This is a genomic window from Marinomonas sp. HM11-D (assembly GCF_057626615.1).
Map to the genome: position 1 here is coordinate 297,226 of NZ_JBMMKT010000003.1, position 15,819 is coordinate 313,044.

Annotated in this window: 12 protein-coding genes; 1 reads left to right on the forward strand and 11 read right to left on the reverse strand. The window is 45.8% G+C overall.

The features are described from left to right. Positions 1–8: 8 nt before the first annotated feature. Positions 9–1,382 (reverse strand): peptidoglycan DD-metalloendopeptidase family protein, encoded by a 1,374-nt coding sequence (locus ACOSVP_RS05915; RefSeq protein ID WP_487346566.1) that lies wholly within the window; start codon positions 1,380–1,382, stop codon positions 9–11. 335 nt (positions 1,383–1,717) lie between these two features. Between ACOSVP_RS05915 and ACOSVP_RS05920 the strand changes: the two genes are divergently transcribed. Next, the gene (locus tag ACOSVP_RS05920) at positions 1,718–2,506 is read left to right on the forward strand and encodes a formate dehydrogenase accessory sulfurtransferase FdhD (protein WP_487346567.1); all 789 of its coding nucleotides are present in this window, start codon (positions 1,718–1,720) and stop codon (positions 2,504–2,506) included. Here the strand turns inward: ACOSVP_RS05920 and ACOSVP_RS05925 are convergent. The 10 genes from ACOSVP_RS05925 to ACOSVP_RS05970 all read right to left on the reverse strand — a co-directional run bounded on the left by ACOSVP_RS05925 (position 2,503) and on the right by ACOSVP_RS05970 (position 15,817). After that, a complete protein-coding gene (locus tag ACOSVP_RS05925) occupies positions 2,503–4,104 on the reverse strand; it encodes a sensor domain-containing diguanylate cyclase (RefSeq protein WP_487346568.1) in 1,602 nt (533 codons plus the stop codon). The genes ACOSVP_RS05920 and ACOSVP_RS05925 overlap by 4 nt on opposite strands. Positions 4,105–4,322: 218 nt before the next feature. Beyond that, entirely contained in the window at positions 4,323–5,444 is a 1,122-nt protein-coding gene (gene zapE / locus ACOSVP_RS05930) for a cell division protein ZapE (protein WP_487346569.1), read from the reverse strand. Between the two features lie 29 nt (positions 5,445–5,473). Continuing rightward, positions 5,474–6,514, reverse strand: coding sequence for a protein-glutamate methylesterase/protein-glutamine glutaminase (locus ACOSVP_RS05935; protein WP_487346570.1), 1,041 nt, complete (start codon positions 6,512–6,514; stop codon positions 5,474–5,476). 17 nt (positions 6,515–6,531) lie between these two features. Continuing rightward, positions 6,532–7,143 (reverse strand): chemoreceptor glutamine deamidase CheD, encoded by a 612-nt coding sequence (gene cheD / locus ACOSVP_RS05940; protein ID WP_487346571.1) that lies wholly within the window; start codon positions 7,141–7,143, stop codon positions 6,532–6,534. 15 nt (positions 7,144–7,158) lie between these two features. Continuing rightward, entirely contained in the window at positions 7,159–7,956 is a 798-nt protein-coding gene (locus ACOSVP_RS05945; protein ID WP_487346572.1) for a CheR family methyltransferase, read from the reverse strand. A gap of 32 nt (positions 7,957–7,988) precedes the next feature. Further along, positions 7,989–10,640, reverse strand: a complete 2,652-nt coding sequence (locus tag ACOSVP_RS05950; protein ID WP_487346573.1) for a methyl-accepting chemotaxis protein — start codon at positions 10,638–10,640, stop codon at positions 7,989–7,991. 93 nt (positions 10,641–10,733) lie between these two features. Further along, on the reverse strand, positions 10,734–12,674 hold the full coding sequence (locus ACOSVP_RS05955; protein ID WP_487346574.1) for a methyl-accepting chemotaxis protein: 1,941 nt from the start codon (positions 12,672–12,674) through the stop codon (positions 10,734–10,736). A 91-nt stretch (positions 12,675–12,765) separates the two neighbouring features. Continuing rightward, positions 12,766–13,248 (reverse strand): chemotaxis protein CheW, encoded by a 483-nt coding sequence (locus tag ACOSVP_RS05960; protein WP_487346575.1) that lies wholly within the window; start codon positions 13,246–13,248, stop codon positions 12,766–12,768. Next, positions 13,226–15,415: a chemotaxis protein CheA gene (locus tag ACOSVP_RS05965; protein WP_487346576.1), complete on the reverse strand. Its 2,190-nt coding sequence runs from the start codon at positions 15,413–15,415 to the stop codon at positions 13,226–13,228. Before ACOSVP_RS05965 ends, ACOSVP_RS05960 begins: the two co-directional genes overlap by 23 nt. Positions 15,416–15,451: 36 nt before the next feature. Next, entirely contained in the window at positions 15,452–15,817 is a 366-nt protein-coding gene (locus ACOSVP_RS05970) for a response regulator (RefSeq protein WP_487346577.1), read from the reverse strand. Positions 15,818–15,819 lie beyond the last annotated feature (2 nt).

The following is a 15,819-nucleotide window of genomic DNA, read 5'->3' on the forward strand; positions in this document are numbered from 1 at the left end:
GAGATGCTTTACAGCATCTCTTTCGCGTTCATCATCGCTGTCCAAGCCGCAATCGACTTATCAAACTCACCTCGTTCCGCTTTCGGAATCGAAGACATGGTTGGGATTTTAGCCGTCATTGGGTTGACTGGCTTGCCACCAATATGCAGCTCATAGTGTAAGTGTGGGCCTGTGACTCGGCCGGTTGAACCCGACAGCGCAATGACTTGGCCACGCTTCACTCGTTGCCCCTGTTTCACCAAGATTTTACTCAAGTGCAAGAAACGCGTGCTGTACTTACCAATGTTATCAATATCGATGTATTTGCCCGCGTAACGATGATCCGCAGTACGAGTGACCACACCATCCCCTGTGGCCAGCACTTGCGTGCCATTTGGTGTTGCCAAGTCAGTACCGTTGTGCGGCGCAGGACGTCCTGTCACAGGGTGCATTCGATTCGGGTTAAAGCCAGAGCTGACACGGTAACTTGCTGCTGTCGGCAAACGGCGCAATGCAGGCGTCAAGCTATTACCATTTTCATCGTAAAAACGGCCATCAGAGCTATTTAAGAAGGCTTGATAATACTGACCACGCACCTGAATACGGACTGCCTCAACCTGCTCGCTGCCAACCGTCTCACCGTTGACATCACCTTGCTTAAGCACCACATCAAATGCATCGCCAGCACGAATATCACGACGAAAATCCAAGCGCCCTTTGAGCAAATCGCTGACCGTCATAACGTTGGCATCAGACAGTCCGGCACGCTTGGCCGATAAATAGAAGCTGCCATCGACGGTGCCATGTTTAGTAAACTGACTCCAGCTTATTGGCTTCAACTCTTCTTTATAAACAAAACCACCCTTGTCCTGTACATAAGCGATGGTTTTACTTGGGTCTATACGGCGCGAGATACGTACCAATTCATCCTTTTCATTGGTTTCAAAACGCAGGCGATCCCCTACTTGTAGCGGCTCTAATACCAAGTACTCCTGGTCCGCTTCTAAAATGCTGTATAACGTGCCGATAGGAAAGCCATAGTTCTGAAAAATGCCTTCTAACGTATCACCCGACTTAATTTGATGTTCCACCATACGCGGTTTCGGCACCGATTGGGTCACCTGATCCACTAGGGAACTCTTTTCTCCTTCACGCTTTGCAGCCCTTGGTGCAGGCGCTAATACGTCAAGCGATGGCGGCGGCGGTACGTCCGCAATCTGAGTCGTAATTGGGCTTAGAACAATGCGACTGTTAGGCAACGCCTCAAAATTGGCTTCACGCTGGTCGTCCTCAACGGCCCCTTCATAAACAATTAAAAATAGGACAAAGACTGATACTAAGACCAGAGCCCAAAGTCGTGGGCCACTTGGTAGCCAACTTAGTTTCCTTTTCGGTTGAACCATAGAGAGTAAACTTCATTCCAGGGCAGCTCTCTGCTGCCAAAAAGAGAGATATGTAAGGTCATTATAATCAGGCGCTGTACCTGAGTTTGTTATAAGACTGTCACATCTTGCCTGAGTCTTATTAAAAATGACAGTCCATCAGGTCAAGCAGGATCATGAAATCTTATCCATTACATGTTCTTGATATAGCTCGATCAAAAAACGTTCAAAGATACCATTGTAACGCTACCTTATTCATCAGAGTCAGTTGCCTGTCTTAATCAGACATGTTCTAGCGGCTCATTTTAGGATACATTGAAGACTATCCCCACGTTCCTGTTAGGCATTAATCTTCTATGAACCAACTAGGTACTCAAACGCAATCCTATTCCAGCCAAGGCGGAGAATTTGAGATCGAACTCGTACAAGAAGTTCCCATTGCGATCAGCATTAATGATCTAAACTACGCCGTTATCATGATCACGCCAGTGGATGTCGAAGCCTTTATTATTGGCTTTGCTTATTCCGAAGGCCTCATCGTACAAGCAAATGAGGTGCTTGATATTGAAATCGATCATGCAACCAGCGAACTAGAAGACATCCCGACACACATCAACGCTAACATTAAACTGACTGGCCGAGCTCAACATCGTTCATCAAGCATTATGCGTCAACGAAAAGGCACCAGCGGCTGTGGTCTTTGTGGCATCGAAGCGATTGAGCAAAGCTTCCCTCAGCTTGATAGTCTGACGCCAAGCCCTTCATTAAGTCCTGAACAATGGCTTGCAGCCAAACAGCATTTTTCAGGACATCAAGAAGTCGGCGGTATTTCTGGTGCCATCCATGGTGCCATGCTGATGGATGGTCAAGGGCAATTTCTATGCTTCGCGGAAGACATTGGCCGTCATAACGCGCTCGATAAGCTGATTGGAAAAGCGCTGCTCGAGCAGATTCCATTAGCCAATAGCCATATTTTAATGAGCAGTCGTTGCAGTACAGAACTGATTTTAAAAGCAGTTCGCGCCAAGGTCGCCAGCCTAGGTCATCTTGCCTCGCCAAGTACATTAGCCGTGGCTCAAGCCAAGCAGTATGGCCTACATCTGATCCATATTCCGAGAAAAGCAGAGCCTCGTTACTACAACTAACCTACAGATGTTTCTTTGCTAAAAGTGCAGCCAGACACACGCACACAATTTCGACCTGCATTTTTAGCTTCATACAAGGCGGTGTCAGCTTGCTTAATAGCAATATCAATTGCCTGCATGGTCGCGCCTTCATGAATACAGCTGACTCCAATTGAAACCGTAATCCGTTTTACTTTTGGCATGCTCGTGCTAGCAATGTGCTCGCAAAGAGACTCGGCAAGATTGAAGGCACGCTCACAGCGGGTACTTGGCATAAAAATCAAGAACTCTTCGCCGCCAACCCGACAAGCCACATCGCCGTCACGAATAAAGGCTTTCATCTCTAACGCTAACTGCTGAATCACCTGATCCCCAGCATCGTGGCCATAGCGATCATTGACCGTTTTAAAGTGATCAATGTCCAACGCCAATACTGAAAAAGGCTCTTTATTCGACTCAAACTGATCCAGTAAACGCTGCATCCCTCGTCGGTTATATAACTTGGTAAGCGGGTCAGTCTGACTGTCAGTGTCCAGTTGATGAATTTTATCGTTTAACATACCGATAGCATTCAAAACCGCCATTTTTAATTGCGCCGCTTCATAATACCAAGAACGGATTGAAACAATATTTTGCTGCACATTCTTGTCATTGACCTTCTCAGCGTTGCGCGCCAGCTGTCGTAGTGGCCGAGAGATAAGCATCGCTAAGAACCAAATCACGATTAACGTCAGCACGGCAAGAGGTAAGCTTTCCCAGAACACTCTGGTTAGGTGCTCGTTCAAAGTCGCTAGCACCTGCTCCCTTGGCTTCTGCACTACCACCCCCCAGTTCGCAGCCTGAACGGGCGCAAAACCAGCCAGCATATCAATGCCTTTCGAATTGCGTCCCTGGTCGCTGCCCTCAAAGCCTGACATGGCCTTCTGCACCAGAGGCATCTGCGCAACATTCTCACCAACACGCTCTGGGTAAATATGAAATAGCAGCTCGCCGTATTGATCGACCACATATAGATAGGTGTGGTCCATAAAATAATGCTCACGCATTAAACGTGATAGTGAGCCATTTTCATCTAAATAAATTGTGCCAGCGATATAACCTAAATAATTACCGTGCTCCCCCCAAATAGGATGGGAAATACTGATAATGGTATGGCCCGAGACAGAATGGAATGGATTACTGATAAGAGGTTTGCGCTCATAAAACGATTGGCGAGTATTTTCAGGCAGCACATAGCCTTTACTCACGGAGCCTTCAGGATAAGCTGCCACCACTTCTGCGTTATTGTTTACAACGACCGCTGAGTTAAACACTTCCGCTTGATTTACTAGGCGAAACACTTCGTCTTCGGCTGTAACCTCAGCAGAAGAACTGCCCGCTAATAAACTCGCACTGAAGGCTACCGAATGCTGCGCTGTGTTCAGCATCATTTGCGCTGACTCAGCCACCTTTGCAGCATAACGTTGATTAGCCGTTAATGTGTTTTCCACCAATAACGTACGTTGAACATTGTAGATGGCTAAATAACTATTCCCCAATGTCACCAACACGCTGCCAACGGTCAACAGAAGAATCAACCGACGCAAATCGGTGCGAATAACATATCGTAGTAGTAACATCAAACACTCGCAGCTTGTCGCGTATTACTGCCCAACACAGCAATACGTTAATCGGTGACAGGGCTCTATTTAAAAACCATCGAAATTAAGCCCAAAATATTACAAATCATGGTTCTAAAATATAAGAAACCTTTTCGGTTTTCATTAGTACAAATGTAAATCAACTAACCGGCTAGTCAGTAATAACCAGCTAGATGAAAGCCAGTATCCTAGCTCTATTAATTAAGGTAAGCCGCTGTTTGCATTTCAGAGATGCGACTAAAGGTACGTTGGAATTCAAACAGCAAAATCCCATTGGTGTATAAATCCGTTAATGCAACCTCAGACTTAAATACCATTTTTATACGCTGATCGTAGCATTCGTCCACCAGACTGATAAAACGTCGGACTGCATCATCATGAATGCCAAGGGACACTTCCCGATCACCCGTTTGACCTGAGCCTAGCGCCCCGTCTTCGGTGCCACGCGCTTTAATATGCTCGTAAGGTGTGCCACTTAATTCGGGGATATTGGAAATGGCAATACAGTCATACTGTTGCGCAAGGCTGATATAGTCTTGGGCTGACCGAGGACTGACGCACAGATCTTTAAAGTCACACCATAACATCGAATCTGACTGCAGCTGATAAGGCAGCTCTCGATGATTTATTCGAATGCTTCCCTGCGAATTCCGCTCACCTTCGAATAAAGTGCTGATCAGTGACTCAAACTCAGACTGACAGGTAAAAAATACTGACTGGTCGGCAGGCAAACGGAAGCGATGGTCTTTCTGTCCAGCGAAGTGAAAACTTAACAGTCGAGTCTCTAACACCTCGATGGTCGGTGCAAAGCGGTCTTTTTGTAGCTGATTTTGGAACAGACCAGAAATGGGGATGTTTGACGTCGCCACTAAATAGCAACCCTCTTCAAACAAGGCTTGGATTAAATTCCCCAGCAACATGGCATCAGCGATATCTGAGACAAAGAACTCATCGAAACAGATAACCTTAACCTCACGCGCCATACGCGCTGCGATATGATTCAAAGGATTAGCGATACCAAAGGTGGTATTCAATTCGCGATGTAAGGCGCTCATAAAATGATGGAAGTGCTGGCGGCGGCCAACTCCTTCGGGAAGCGATTGGAAAAACAAATCCATCAGCATGGTTTTACCACGCCCCACACTGCCCCATAAATAAACACCGAGCGGTGCATTATTGGGAATCTCAGCCTGATCAGTCAGTTGTTGCCATAAAGTATCCAATGCAGCCAGTGCATCAGCTTGGAAAGCATCATTTTCGATCTCTCCAATTTGCACCCGTTGGCGATAGAGCGCACTTGGAGAGCTATTTACATTCATAAAAATATCGCAGGGGTATATTAAGAAAACTACGCCGTTTTATGGTGCTTCAATCCTGAGATAAGCGTTGCCCCGACTTCTTCAAGGGCCGCCACTTCATTCACAGCATCTAAAGCAATGGCCGCTCGCGGCATACCAAACACGACGCAACTTTGCTCGTCTTGGGCAACGGTAAAGCCACCATTATCGTGGATTTTTTTCATACCTTGAGCGCCATCTTTCCCCATACCGGTGAGTAACGCCGCTAAGGCAAATTTCCCCACTTCAGAGGCAATGGATTCAAATAGGACATCTACCGAAGGGCAATGACCACTGACTTTTTCGCCCTTAAACACATCGGTGTAGAGCTGATTACCTTTGCGCACCACGCGCATATGATAGCCACCAGGAGCTAAGTAGGCATAACCTGGTCGAAGCAGTTCCCCCCCTTTGGCTTCAATAACCGTAAAGTCTGTCGTGCGACTTAAGCGATCCGCATAAGTAGTGGTAAAGCCTGCTGGCATATGTTGTGTCATAACCACCGCAAAATTTTGCGCGGGCAGTTGCTGCAATACGTTATTAATCGCTTCCGTGCCACCGGTTGAAGCACCGATGGCAATCACACGATTGACGCCGACAGAGGAAAGTGGCTTAACCGGAGCACGCTGGCTTACTTGTCGGACATGGCTACGTGCCGCCATTTTGACCTTATTGATAATCGTGCTTGAGTAACGCTGAAACATGGAGATGTCATCAATAACGGGCTTCGCGATGTAATCAACTGCGCCTAGCTCCAACGCTTTTAGCGTTATGTCCGCTTTTGAACGGGTTAGTGTGGAAATCATAATCACAGGGGTGGGCTTCGCTTTCATTAAAACTTCTAAGAAGCGAATACCATCGACTTCTGGCATTTCCACATCTAGAGTAATCACGTCCGGCATCAGCTGGTTAACCAACTTTTTAGCCTCAAAAGCATCTCTTGCCGCGCCGACGACCGAAATGTCTTTATCAGAATTGAGAACTTCGGTTAACAGTCTTCGAATAATTTCCGAATCATCGACAATCAATACTCGAATGGGTGGGTGTGACATACAACTAATTACCTTAATCAGAATAGATCAATATCACCAGAGTCAATCTGACTTTCAACCACCGCTTTCTTGTAGCGTAGTTCGTTATCAATTAACTCATGATCATAATGATTTTTCAGTTTCTTCATCATGGCTCGGCCAGAAACTGGAAAGAAGTTTACTCGTCGCGGATAAATATCTAATAAGTCCGAGGCATCAACTGGGATGCCTTCATTCTTTAAATAGGTCTGAATAAACTCGGCGTTATTTCTACCCACATTGTTGTGCACCATGCCACGAATGACCGCCCCACCACCAAAGATTTTGGCACGGAAACGATCACGACGCCCACCCAGCTTTACCAGGTGGTTAATCAGCAATTCCATGGCATAAACACCATAACGACCCGAAGCAGACAAGAGGTCATTTGGGTCACCCTCAGGCAATAAGAAATGGTTCATACCACCCACTTTAGAGATCGGATCATATAAGCACACCGCGACACAGGACCCCAACAGTGTGGTGATCATCATGTCATCAGATGTGGCGTAATATTCACCTGGCAGCACCTTCATCGCATCGCTTTCAAATTGGCGATCATAGTAGCGTCTAGTTGCTAAATGCTCTTGTGCGGCTTCTTTCATTGCCATACTGCGCCTTCTCCTCTATAACTTCCTGTATGCAGTACGACCGACAGGTTTAATCAAGTGCCCCAAATGGTTGAAGTTCTCTGAGTGGCCTGCGATGTACAATCCGCCTGGGCGCAACTTCTCAAGTAACTTCTCAAGAATCTGAACCTGCGTTTCCTTGTCGAAATAGATCATTACATTACGACAAAAGATAACATCTAGCCCTGCTTGGACTGGATAGCTGCTATCTAATAAATTTACTTTTTTGAATTCAATCAAATTACGTAACTGAGGGACGACTTTGGCGTGCCCCAAGTTAGCGCCTTTGCCTCGTAAGAAGAAATTCTTCTTATTTTCAATCGGCTCAACTTTATCGATTGGATAGACACCCATACTGGCTTTACTCAGTACGTTACTATCAATATCCGATGCAATCAAACGACTGGAAATATCAAATCGACCAAAGGCTTTAACCAGGGTCATCGCAATCGAGTATGGTTCCTCACCAGTACTCGACGCGGCACACCAAAGGCGCTCACAACGCTCACCCGACTGAATAAACTCTTGCAACATTTCAAAATGATGCGGTTCACGAAAAAACGACGTCAAATTGGTCGTCAACGCGTTAATAAAATGCTCTTGCTCATCGGGATGCGTTTCTAGGTAGTTTAGGTATTGCTTAACTTCCTTTAAGCCTAATTTACGCACGCGAGGAGCAAGCCGACTGTAAACTAAAGAAACTTTACTGTCGGAGAGATTGATCCCAGCTAAAGCCCGAAGCTCTGAGCGGACTTTATTAAAGTCCGCATCCGTGTAGCCAAACTCACGGCTCATACTCACTACAACCTATGTAAGTTTAAAAGCGATTAATGTCCCTTAGTCAAACGCAATGTCGGTGTAGTACGCCCGCCTTCAACATTGAAACGCTGTACGTTCTGCTGCAAGTTGAATGCTTGAGAACGCATGCTGTCTGCTGCTGCGGCAGCCTCTTCTACTAGGGCTGCGTTTTGTTGCGTCATCTCATCCATTCGTACAACGGCTTGGTTAATCTCATCTAAACCAGTTGCTTGTTCAGAAGATGCCGATGCCACTTGAGACATCAATTCGTTTACACGGCTGATAGACGACTCGATCTGTTCCATAATGAGACCAGATTGATTTACCAGCTTGTTACCGTCTTCGACCTTAGACACAGAGTCATTGATCAATTCTTTAATGTCTTTCGCCGCATTGGCTGAGCGCTGCGCCAAAGTACGAACTTCCGACGCCACCACAGCGAAGCCTCGACCTTGCTCGCCAGCACGCGCCGCTTCTACCGCTGCATTCAACGCTAGGATGTTGGTCTGGAAGGCAATACCATCGATAATGCTGATGATATCGGCGATTTGTCGAGAAGCTTCATTAATGGAAGACATGGTTGTCACCACTTGTTTTACCTGCTCGCCACCTTGTTTCGCTACTTTCGACGCATCATTCGCTAGGCTACTTGCACTACGAACGTTCTCAGAAGTTTGACGCACACTACCGGTCATCAAGTCCATGCTAGACGCGGTTTCTTCAAGGCTAGAGGCTTGGCTTTCAGTACGAGCCGACAGATCCGAGTTACCTTGTGCAATTTCTGACGCTGCGTGATTAATCGTTTCTGCCGCGTCTTGGATCTCACGCACCATAGCCGTTAGGTTTTCACAGGTTTCATTACAGAAGCGTTTAAGGTTATCAAACTGACCTTGGTAATCTTCGGTAATGCGTTGGGTTAGATCGCCCTCAGACATGGCCATCAATACTCGACCGACATCCGATAGACCATGATCTGCCGTCGACATTAATTCATTCAGAGACTTCGCCATAAACAGCATAAAGCCCTGTTTATTTTCTTCCTTGGCACGAATCGTAAAGTTACCCGCTGCCGCTTCTTCTACCAGATGGCTAATCTCTTGCTCTGCTTGAATTTCACTGGTGCGATCCGCCCACTCCACAACCGAGCCAATGCGCTGCCCACTCTTATCAAAGATGGGGTTAGCAATCAGACGGAAATGTAGATCAGCGACTTTAATCTGAGCTTGGTGAACTTTTTCCAAAGAGGCTAATAGATCCGCTTGATGTGATGGGTTCTTGTGGAAGATATCCATTTTCGAACCAACAATGGTATCCACTTTGAAATGCGGCAATACTTTTTGCAACTCGCTCTCTACGCTGCGTAGCATAGTCTCCACTGAGCGGTTCATGTAAACGATCTTACGCTCAGCGTCAGCAACCATAACGTTGGTCGATGTCGCATTTAAGGCTTCTTCAATACGTGTCGACTCAATCAGTCTCAGTCTTGCGTCTTCCATCTGGGTTTGTACTTCCTCTTGCGCCTCACCCAGACGCTTAGCCATAGCCATAATGCCTTGGTTAATTGGACCAAATTCATCTTTGCGTTTTACATCTAATGCAATTTTGAAGTTGCCATTGGCAATGGAATGAGTCGCTTCAGCAACGGCTTTCAAAGAACGGTTCAGGCCACGAACTACCAAGACACAGATTAGAACCAAAGCAACCAACACCACGCCAATGATCCACATACTGCTAACCACTGACGAATTAGATTCTTCAATTCGCTCTTCAAGCATGGACGCTAAGATATTTTCGCTTTCAGTAAAAAACGCATTTAACGCGCCTAATTGATTACTAACATCTTGGAAGAATACCTGTGCATCATAATTCAGCACATTCGCATCAATGATATTTCGTTGAGTCAGACCAAACAGCACTTCAATCTCACGCTCAATCATTTGAGCTTTTTGTAGTTGCTCCGCTACACGAGGATCATCAGTCGACTCAGAAGCCGCCTCTAAGTTATGAACCAAGTTGTCTAGAGGTACTTTGACCCCAGCCATGATCAGCTCAAGACTGCTAATTTGCTGTGCTGGTGCCATTACACTGCTCGCGAGAATTTCAGTACCTTTCGCACGAAGAAGAGAGATGCTTTCAAGCACTGACGGTAGGCTCTGATTGTTGGCAATGATCAGATGATAAGTCGTAGCAGTTGGATCATAACTTAAACCGGATTCCTCCATAATATGAGGAATCACCTCATACAAGAGTTCATCAGACACTTGCTCAAACGCCGCATACATGTCTGCAGCTGTAATTTCACCGCTGATAACCTTACTGTGAATAGCATTAAAATTATTCACAGCATTTGCTAAATGCCTATTGGAGTCAGATCCAGGGTAGGTCTCTGCTAACGCGCTTTGCATAGCTTTAAGAGCCGTATTGGCCGCTTGCCAAGCTTGCTGCAATTTCCCCTTATCGATCGCTCTTTGACTTACCTGTACGATAGACATATCACGGTAGTCTTGAAGAGCTGACAGAGAAAGAATCAACTTAGCAGTGGGATCAATCCCAGCCAATTCCGATTCTGTTGCCTTGATAAGTGAGGACTCTGTTTCGAAAAAAAACTTCGTCGGCACACCAATGGCAATGATCACTAACACTGCCAAAATAACAAATTTCATTGATAGTTTGATATTCATACAAAGTCCTTTACAGGTCCATTCGATTCACAATTTGTCACACACTAAAAGGCAATTTTACGACTTAAACATTGAGTCCTATCTATGAGACAGCTAGAACTCTTCCCAACCATCGTCATCCTGTACACTTGGTTTTGGTAAAGGCTTGCTTGGCATTGGTTTTGGAGCTGGTTTACTGGGTGCAGCAGCTTTAGGCGCGGCTGGCTTTGGCTGTGACTTCATCGTTGTCTCAGGCTTTTTCAGCGTAGGCTTCGAGGCAGACAATGCGGGTTTAGGCGCCGCTAACGCTGCTTTAGGTTTAAACGACGATGCCATGTGACCTTCTTCAATGACAAATTGGCCCATGTTCGTTGCCAGCTGGTCTGCTTGATTCAACAAACTTTCAGATGCGGCAGCCGCTTCTTCTACCAAGGCAGCGTTTTGCTGCGTCATTTCATCCATCTGCGATACGGCTTTACCAATCTCATCAAGACCTGTCGACTGCTCAGAGGAAGCAGAAGAAATATCATTCATGATGCTACTAACTTTCTTAATCGCTTCGACGATTTCCTTCATGGTTTCGCCAGATTTATTCACCAGCTCATTACCCACTGAAATCTTAGAACCCGACTCAGAAATCAGACCTTTGATATCTTTCGCGGCATTCGCAGAACGCTGCGCCAAGGTACGTACTTCAGAGGCTACTACAGCAAATCCACGACCTTGCTCACCTGCTCGAGCCGCCTCAACTGCCGCATTTAGCGCCAAGATATTGGTCTGGAAGGCAATCCCATCAATCATACCAATGATGTCAGAAATTTTTTGTGATGAAGCATTGATCGATGACATGGTTGTCACCACTTGATCAATTAACTCACCACCAGCACTGGCTACCGACACCGCATTCGATGCTAAAGCCGTACCTTGCTGAGCGTTATTTGAGTTCTGACGCACGGTACTGGTCAGCTGCTCCATACTCGAAGCCGTCTCTTCTAGGTTCGCTGCTTGTTGTTCTGTACGGCGCGATAAATCTGTGTTGCCATTTGAGATTTCACGCGCACCGAGGTATACCGCATCGGCCGCTCCTTTGATCTGCGTGATCACATCAGTCATGGTTACCAACAAACCATTCACACCCTGGCACAGGCTTAATAATGAACCCGTTTTGCCATCAAGTGAGACACGCTTGGTTAGATCATTTGAAATAGCCGCTTCAATGGCTTCGTTAACTTGTTCTACTGCTCTTTGCAGTTGCTGCTCAGCTTCTACTTGAGCCGTAATATCTGTTGCATACTTAACGACTTTATAAATACTACCCAGTGCATCGCGAATAGGACTGTAGTTCGCCTGAATCCAGATCACCTTACCGTCTTTACGCACTCGTGGAAAACGTCCAACAAAGTGCTCACCCGCTTTTAGTTTGCGCCAGAAATCACGGTATTCTTCGGATTGGCTGTAAGCTGGATCAACAAACATACTATGATGCTTGCCGCGTACTTCAGTAGCGCTGTAGCCAAGTGCATTTAGGAAGTTATCATTCGCTTCATAAATCACACCATCTAAGTTAAACGAAATAACTGCCTGAGCTTTGGAGATAGCCTCTAGCTGACTAGCATAATCCGCGTTTTGATTTTTCTTCTGCGTCACATCGGTGGCGAACTTGACCACTTTGAATGGCTTGCCGTGTTCATCAAAAATTGGATTGTAGCTAGCTTCGATCCAGATACGTTTGCCTTGCTTGGTAATACGGCAAAATTCACCCGCTTGGAATTCCCCCGCAGCAAGCTTGCCCCAAAAGGCAGGATATTCATTGCTATTGCGCATAGCATCATCGACAAACAAGGAGTGATGCTTACCCACCACTTCATCAAGCGTATAGCCTAGAGCATTTAGGAAATTATCGTTGGCAAATAGAATGTTGCCCTTCAAATCAAATTCGATGATAGCTTGAGACTTAGATAAGGCATCCAACTGCCCACGTAAGTTAGTCAGCTCGCTTTGGGATACAATCACCTGCCCTTCTTCTAAAGGTTTCGCAAATAAGCCTTTAAACATAATTTTTGCCTTCTTATCTAAGTTCGTCCGTCATCGCAAAATTCAGACTTGAGCACGAGCAATGAACACCAAGAAACCTATTTATTAGCAACTAAACCGCTTCAAAAATGCCCAGTTCATCGCTAGAGATCAGTGCTTCGATATCTACAATAATAACCATGCTATCTTCCAATGCCGCTAAGCCGTGAAGATATTGGCTATCAAATGCCACACCAAACTCAGGAGCTGGTCGGATTTCTTCGTCTTCCAGATTCATCACATCCGATACACCGTCAACCACAATGCCGACAATGCGCTCATGGATGTTTAACATAATCACGATAGTCCATTCGTTATAAGTTGGCTCACCAATACCAAACTTAATACGTAGATCAATGATTGGAACAATGTCACCGCGAAGGTTAATCACCCCCTTGATAAAACTTGGGGCATTGGCAATTTTTGTTGTTGCTTCATAACCACGAATTTCTTTCACAGTCATGATGTCCAGTGCATAGGTTTCATCGCCTAAAACAAAGGTCAGAAATTCACGAGTTGGCATAGATGAAACGTTACCCTGCTGCTCTGACGGCATAAGACGGGCCTCCTAAATCTGAACTAATAAACTGAGTCAATGAATCGACATCAAGAATAAGCGCAACCCCACCATCACCCATGATGGTGGCCCCAGCCACACCGTCTACACGACGATAATGGCGTTCTAAACTTTTTATCACTACTTGTTGTTGACCAACAAGTGTATCTACCACCAGACCAAAACGATTCTTAGAGGTCTCTACCAACACAATGATGTACTCGGACAAATCAATGTTATCGATACTTTCCTCTCGGCCGCCAAGTACACGTCCAATATCTACTAATGGCCAGTATTCATCTCGTGCCCAAAGGATTTTGCCACCTTTAATCACTCGTATTTGATCGGCCATCGGTTGAATACTCTCAATAATATTCACTAAAGGCACAACGAAGATTTGCTCTTCTGCTTCAACACACATGCCATCGAGAATCGCTAAAGTCAGTGGCAAACTGATCACAAACTCGGTGCCGATCCCTTGCGAGGAGTTAATTTCAACTCGACCACCTAAGGACTCAATGTTACGACGTACCACATCCATGCCCACTCCGCGACCTGAGATATCAGTTACCTCAGCAGCGGTTGAGAAGCCAGGGGCAAAAATCAGCTGCCAAACGGCGTCATCTGTTAACGGGCTTGGTAGTTCAATGCCTTTTTCTTCGGCCTTGGCCAAAATACGTTCACGATTCAAGCCAGCGCCATCATCCAAGATAGAAATCACAATCTCGCCGCCTTTTTGCATGGCAGCTAGACGGACCGTACCTTTCTCAACTTTGCCTGCAGCTCTACGCACATCGGCTCTTTCGATACCATGGTCAACACTGTTTCGAATCAAGTGAGTCAACGGGTCAGAGATTTTCTCTACCAAGTTTTTATCGATTTCAGTATTAGCACCTTCAATCACTAACTCAATCTGCTTATCCATTTTTACGGATAAATCACGAACCAAGCGTGGAAAGCGGTTAAACACAAAAGAAATTGGCAGCATGCGCACCGACATCACGGCTTCTTGAATCTCACGGGTATTACGCTCAAGCTCTGCCAAGGCACCCATCATTTTTTCAGCAACACTCTCTTGAACCTCGTTACCAATCAAATTCAACATGGATTGAGTAATCACAAGTTCACCAACAAGGTTAACCAGCTTGTCGATTTTAACGGTCTCAACACGGATACTGGTGGCTTCAACATTTTTAGCATCGCCCGCGGCCGCTTTGGGCGCTGGTTTAGTTCGACTTTTTGAACCTTTGCTCGGTTCTTCCGCCATTGCTGACGTTTCATCCTTAGGATAAATACCGTAGCCTTGAGCGTTATCGATTTTATCTTGCGCTTGACGGGCCTTCATCGCCTCATCAAAGAAACCGTAGCCTTCACCCTCAGGCGACTTTTCAGCGATAGCAGCATCTACAGAGGTGCTTTCAGATTGGTCTTTAGACTCTGTATCGCTAGCCGCTAGATCTGAGTTATCAAATAAGCCAAAGCCCTCAATTTCTTCTGACGCACTGGGTTCATTCGCTTTCGCTTCGGTACCCAGCGCATCGTCAAAGAAACCAAAACCTTGGTCTTCCTCCGCGTCGCTTGCGATATTGTCGTCAAAGAAACCAAAGCCTTGTTCATCATCAGACTTGGTCGAAGCAGTAATCTCTTCATCAAAGAAGCCGAAGCCTTCGTCCTCAGACGAATCAGAGGGCTCCATTTCTTCAAAAAAGCCGAAGCCTTCATCGTCCTCTACTGCAGTGGCTTCTGGTGTATTTGCAGAAGCTTCGCCTTGCTGCGCCATGGCCTGAGCCAGCTCCGACTCTAAGCGAGCCTTGCTTGCTTCAATGATTTCCCAATCAATCTCTTCGTCATTGCGATAGTTATGTAGAATATCTTTTAGTACATCGACCGTTTCCAGTAACACCGTGATTAATTCATGGGTTAACTCCAGCTCTTCGTTGCGAGCGCGGTCGAGCATGTTTTCCATAACATGGGTCAAGCCAGTCATTGCATTAAAGCCAAAAATGGCACTACCACCCTTAATTGAGTGCGCGGCACGGAAGACACTGTTCAGCACTTCAATATCTGGTTCAACCACGTCGTAATCCAACAACATGGTTTCCATTGTCTCTAAGTGCTCTTGTGCCTCTTCAAAAAAGGCTTCGTTGAACTGGCTTAAGTTATCCATCAAACTCTCCGAAAAGACCTACTTTGGCTTTGATCGTTAGCGCAATACTTTTGATACCACTTCTAGCAATTTTTTAGGGTCAAATGGTTTTACCATCCAGCCAGTAGCACCCGCTTCTTTCCCTTTTTGCTTCATCATATCGCTCGCCTCTGTTGTCAAAACAATCAAAGGAGTACGAGCGTAGTTAGGCATAGCGCGTAGAGATTTGATCAAAGTAATGCCATCCATATTCGGCATATTCTGGTCAGTTAAGACGAAATCATAGCGATCGTTTTTACAGAAGTTTAATGCTTCTAGACCGTCTTTCGCGGCTTTAACTGTGTACCCAGCCCCTTTTAAAGTCATTTCAACCATTTGACGTACAGATGGTGAATCATCAACGATAAGCAGTTTCTTGCTCATAA

Coding starts and splice junctions, on each gene's coding strand:
- ACOSVP_RS05945 (WP_487346572.1), bottom strand. CDS start 7,956: ATGAGCCGTGAGTTTGGCTACACGGATGCGGACTTTAATAAAGTCCGC.
- ACOSVP_RS05925 (WP_487346568.1), bottom strand. CDS start 4,104: ATGTTACTACTACGATATGTTATTCGCACCGATTTGCGTCGGTTGATT.
- ACOSVP_RS05970 (WP_487346577.1), bottom strand. CDS start 15,817: ATGAGCAAGAAACTGCTTATCGTTGATGATTCACCATCTGTACGTCAA.
- cheD (WP_487346571.1), bottom strand. CDS start 7,143: ATGGCAATGAAAGAAGCCGCACAAGAGCATTTAGCAACTAGACGCTAC.
- ACOSVP_RS05965 (WP_487346576.1), bottom strand. CDS start 15,415: ATGGATAACTTAAGCCAGTTCAACGAAGCCTTTTTTGAAGAGGCACAA.
- zapE (WP_487346569.1), bottom strand. CDS start 5,444: ATGAATGTAAATAGCTCTCCAAGTGCGCTCTATCGCCAACGGGTGCAA.
- ACOSVP_RS05950 (WP_487346573.1), bottom strand. CDS start 10,640: ATGAATATCAAACTATCAATGAAATTTGTTATTTTGGCAGTGTTAGTG.
- ACOSVP_RS05960 (WP_487346575.1), bottom strand. CDS start 13,248: ATGCCGTCAGAGCAGCAGGGTAACGTTTCATCTATGCCAACTCGTGAA.
- ACOSVP_RS05935 (WP_487346570.1), bottom strand. CDS start 6,514: ATGTCACACCCACCCATTCGAGTATTGATTGTCGATGATTCGGAAATT.
- ACOSVP_RS05955 (WP_487346574.1), bottom strand. CDS start 12,674: ATGTTTAAAGGCTTATTTGCGAAACCTTTAGAAGAAGGGCAGGTGATT.
- ACOSVP_RS05920 (WP_487346567.1), top strand. CDS start 1,718: ATGAACCAACTAGGTACTCAAACGCAATCCTATTCCAGCCAAGGCGGA.
- ACOSVP_RS05915 (WP_487346566.1), bottom strand. CDS start 1,382: ATGGTTCAACCGAAAAGGAAACTAAGTTGGCTACCAAGTGGCCCACGA.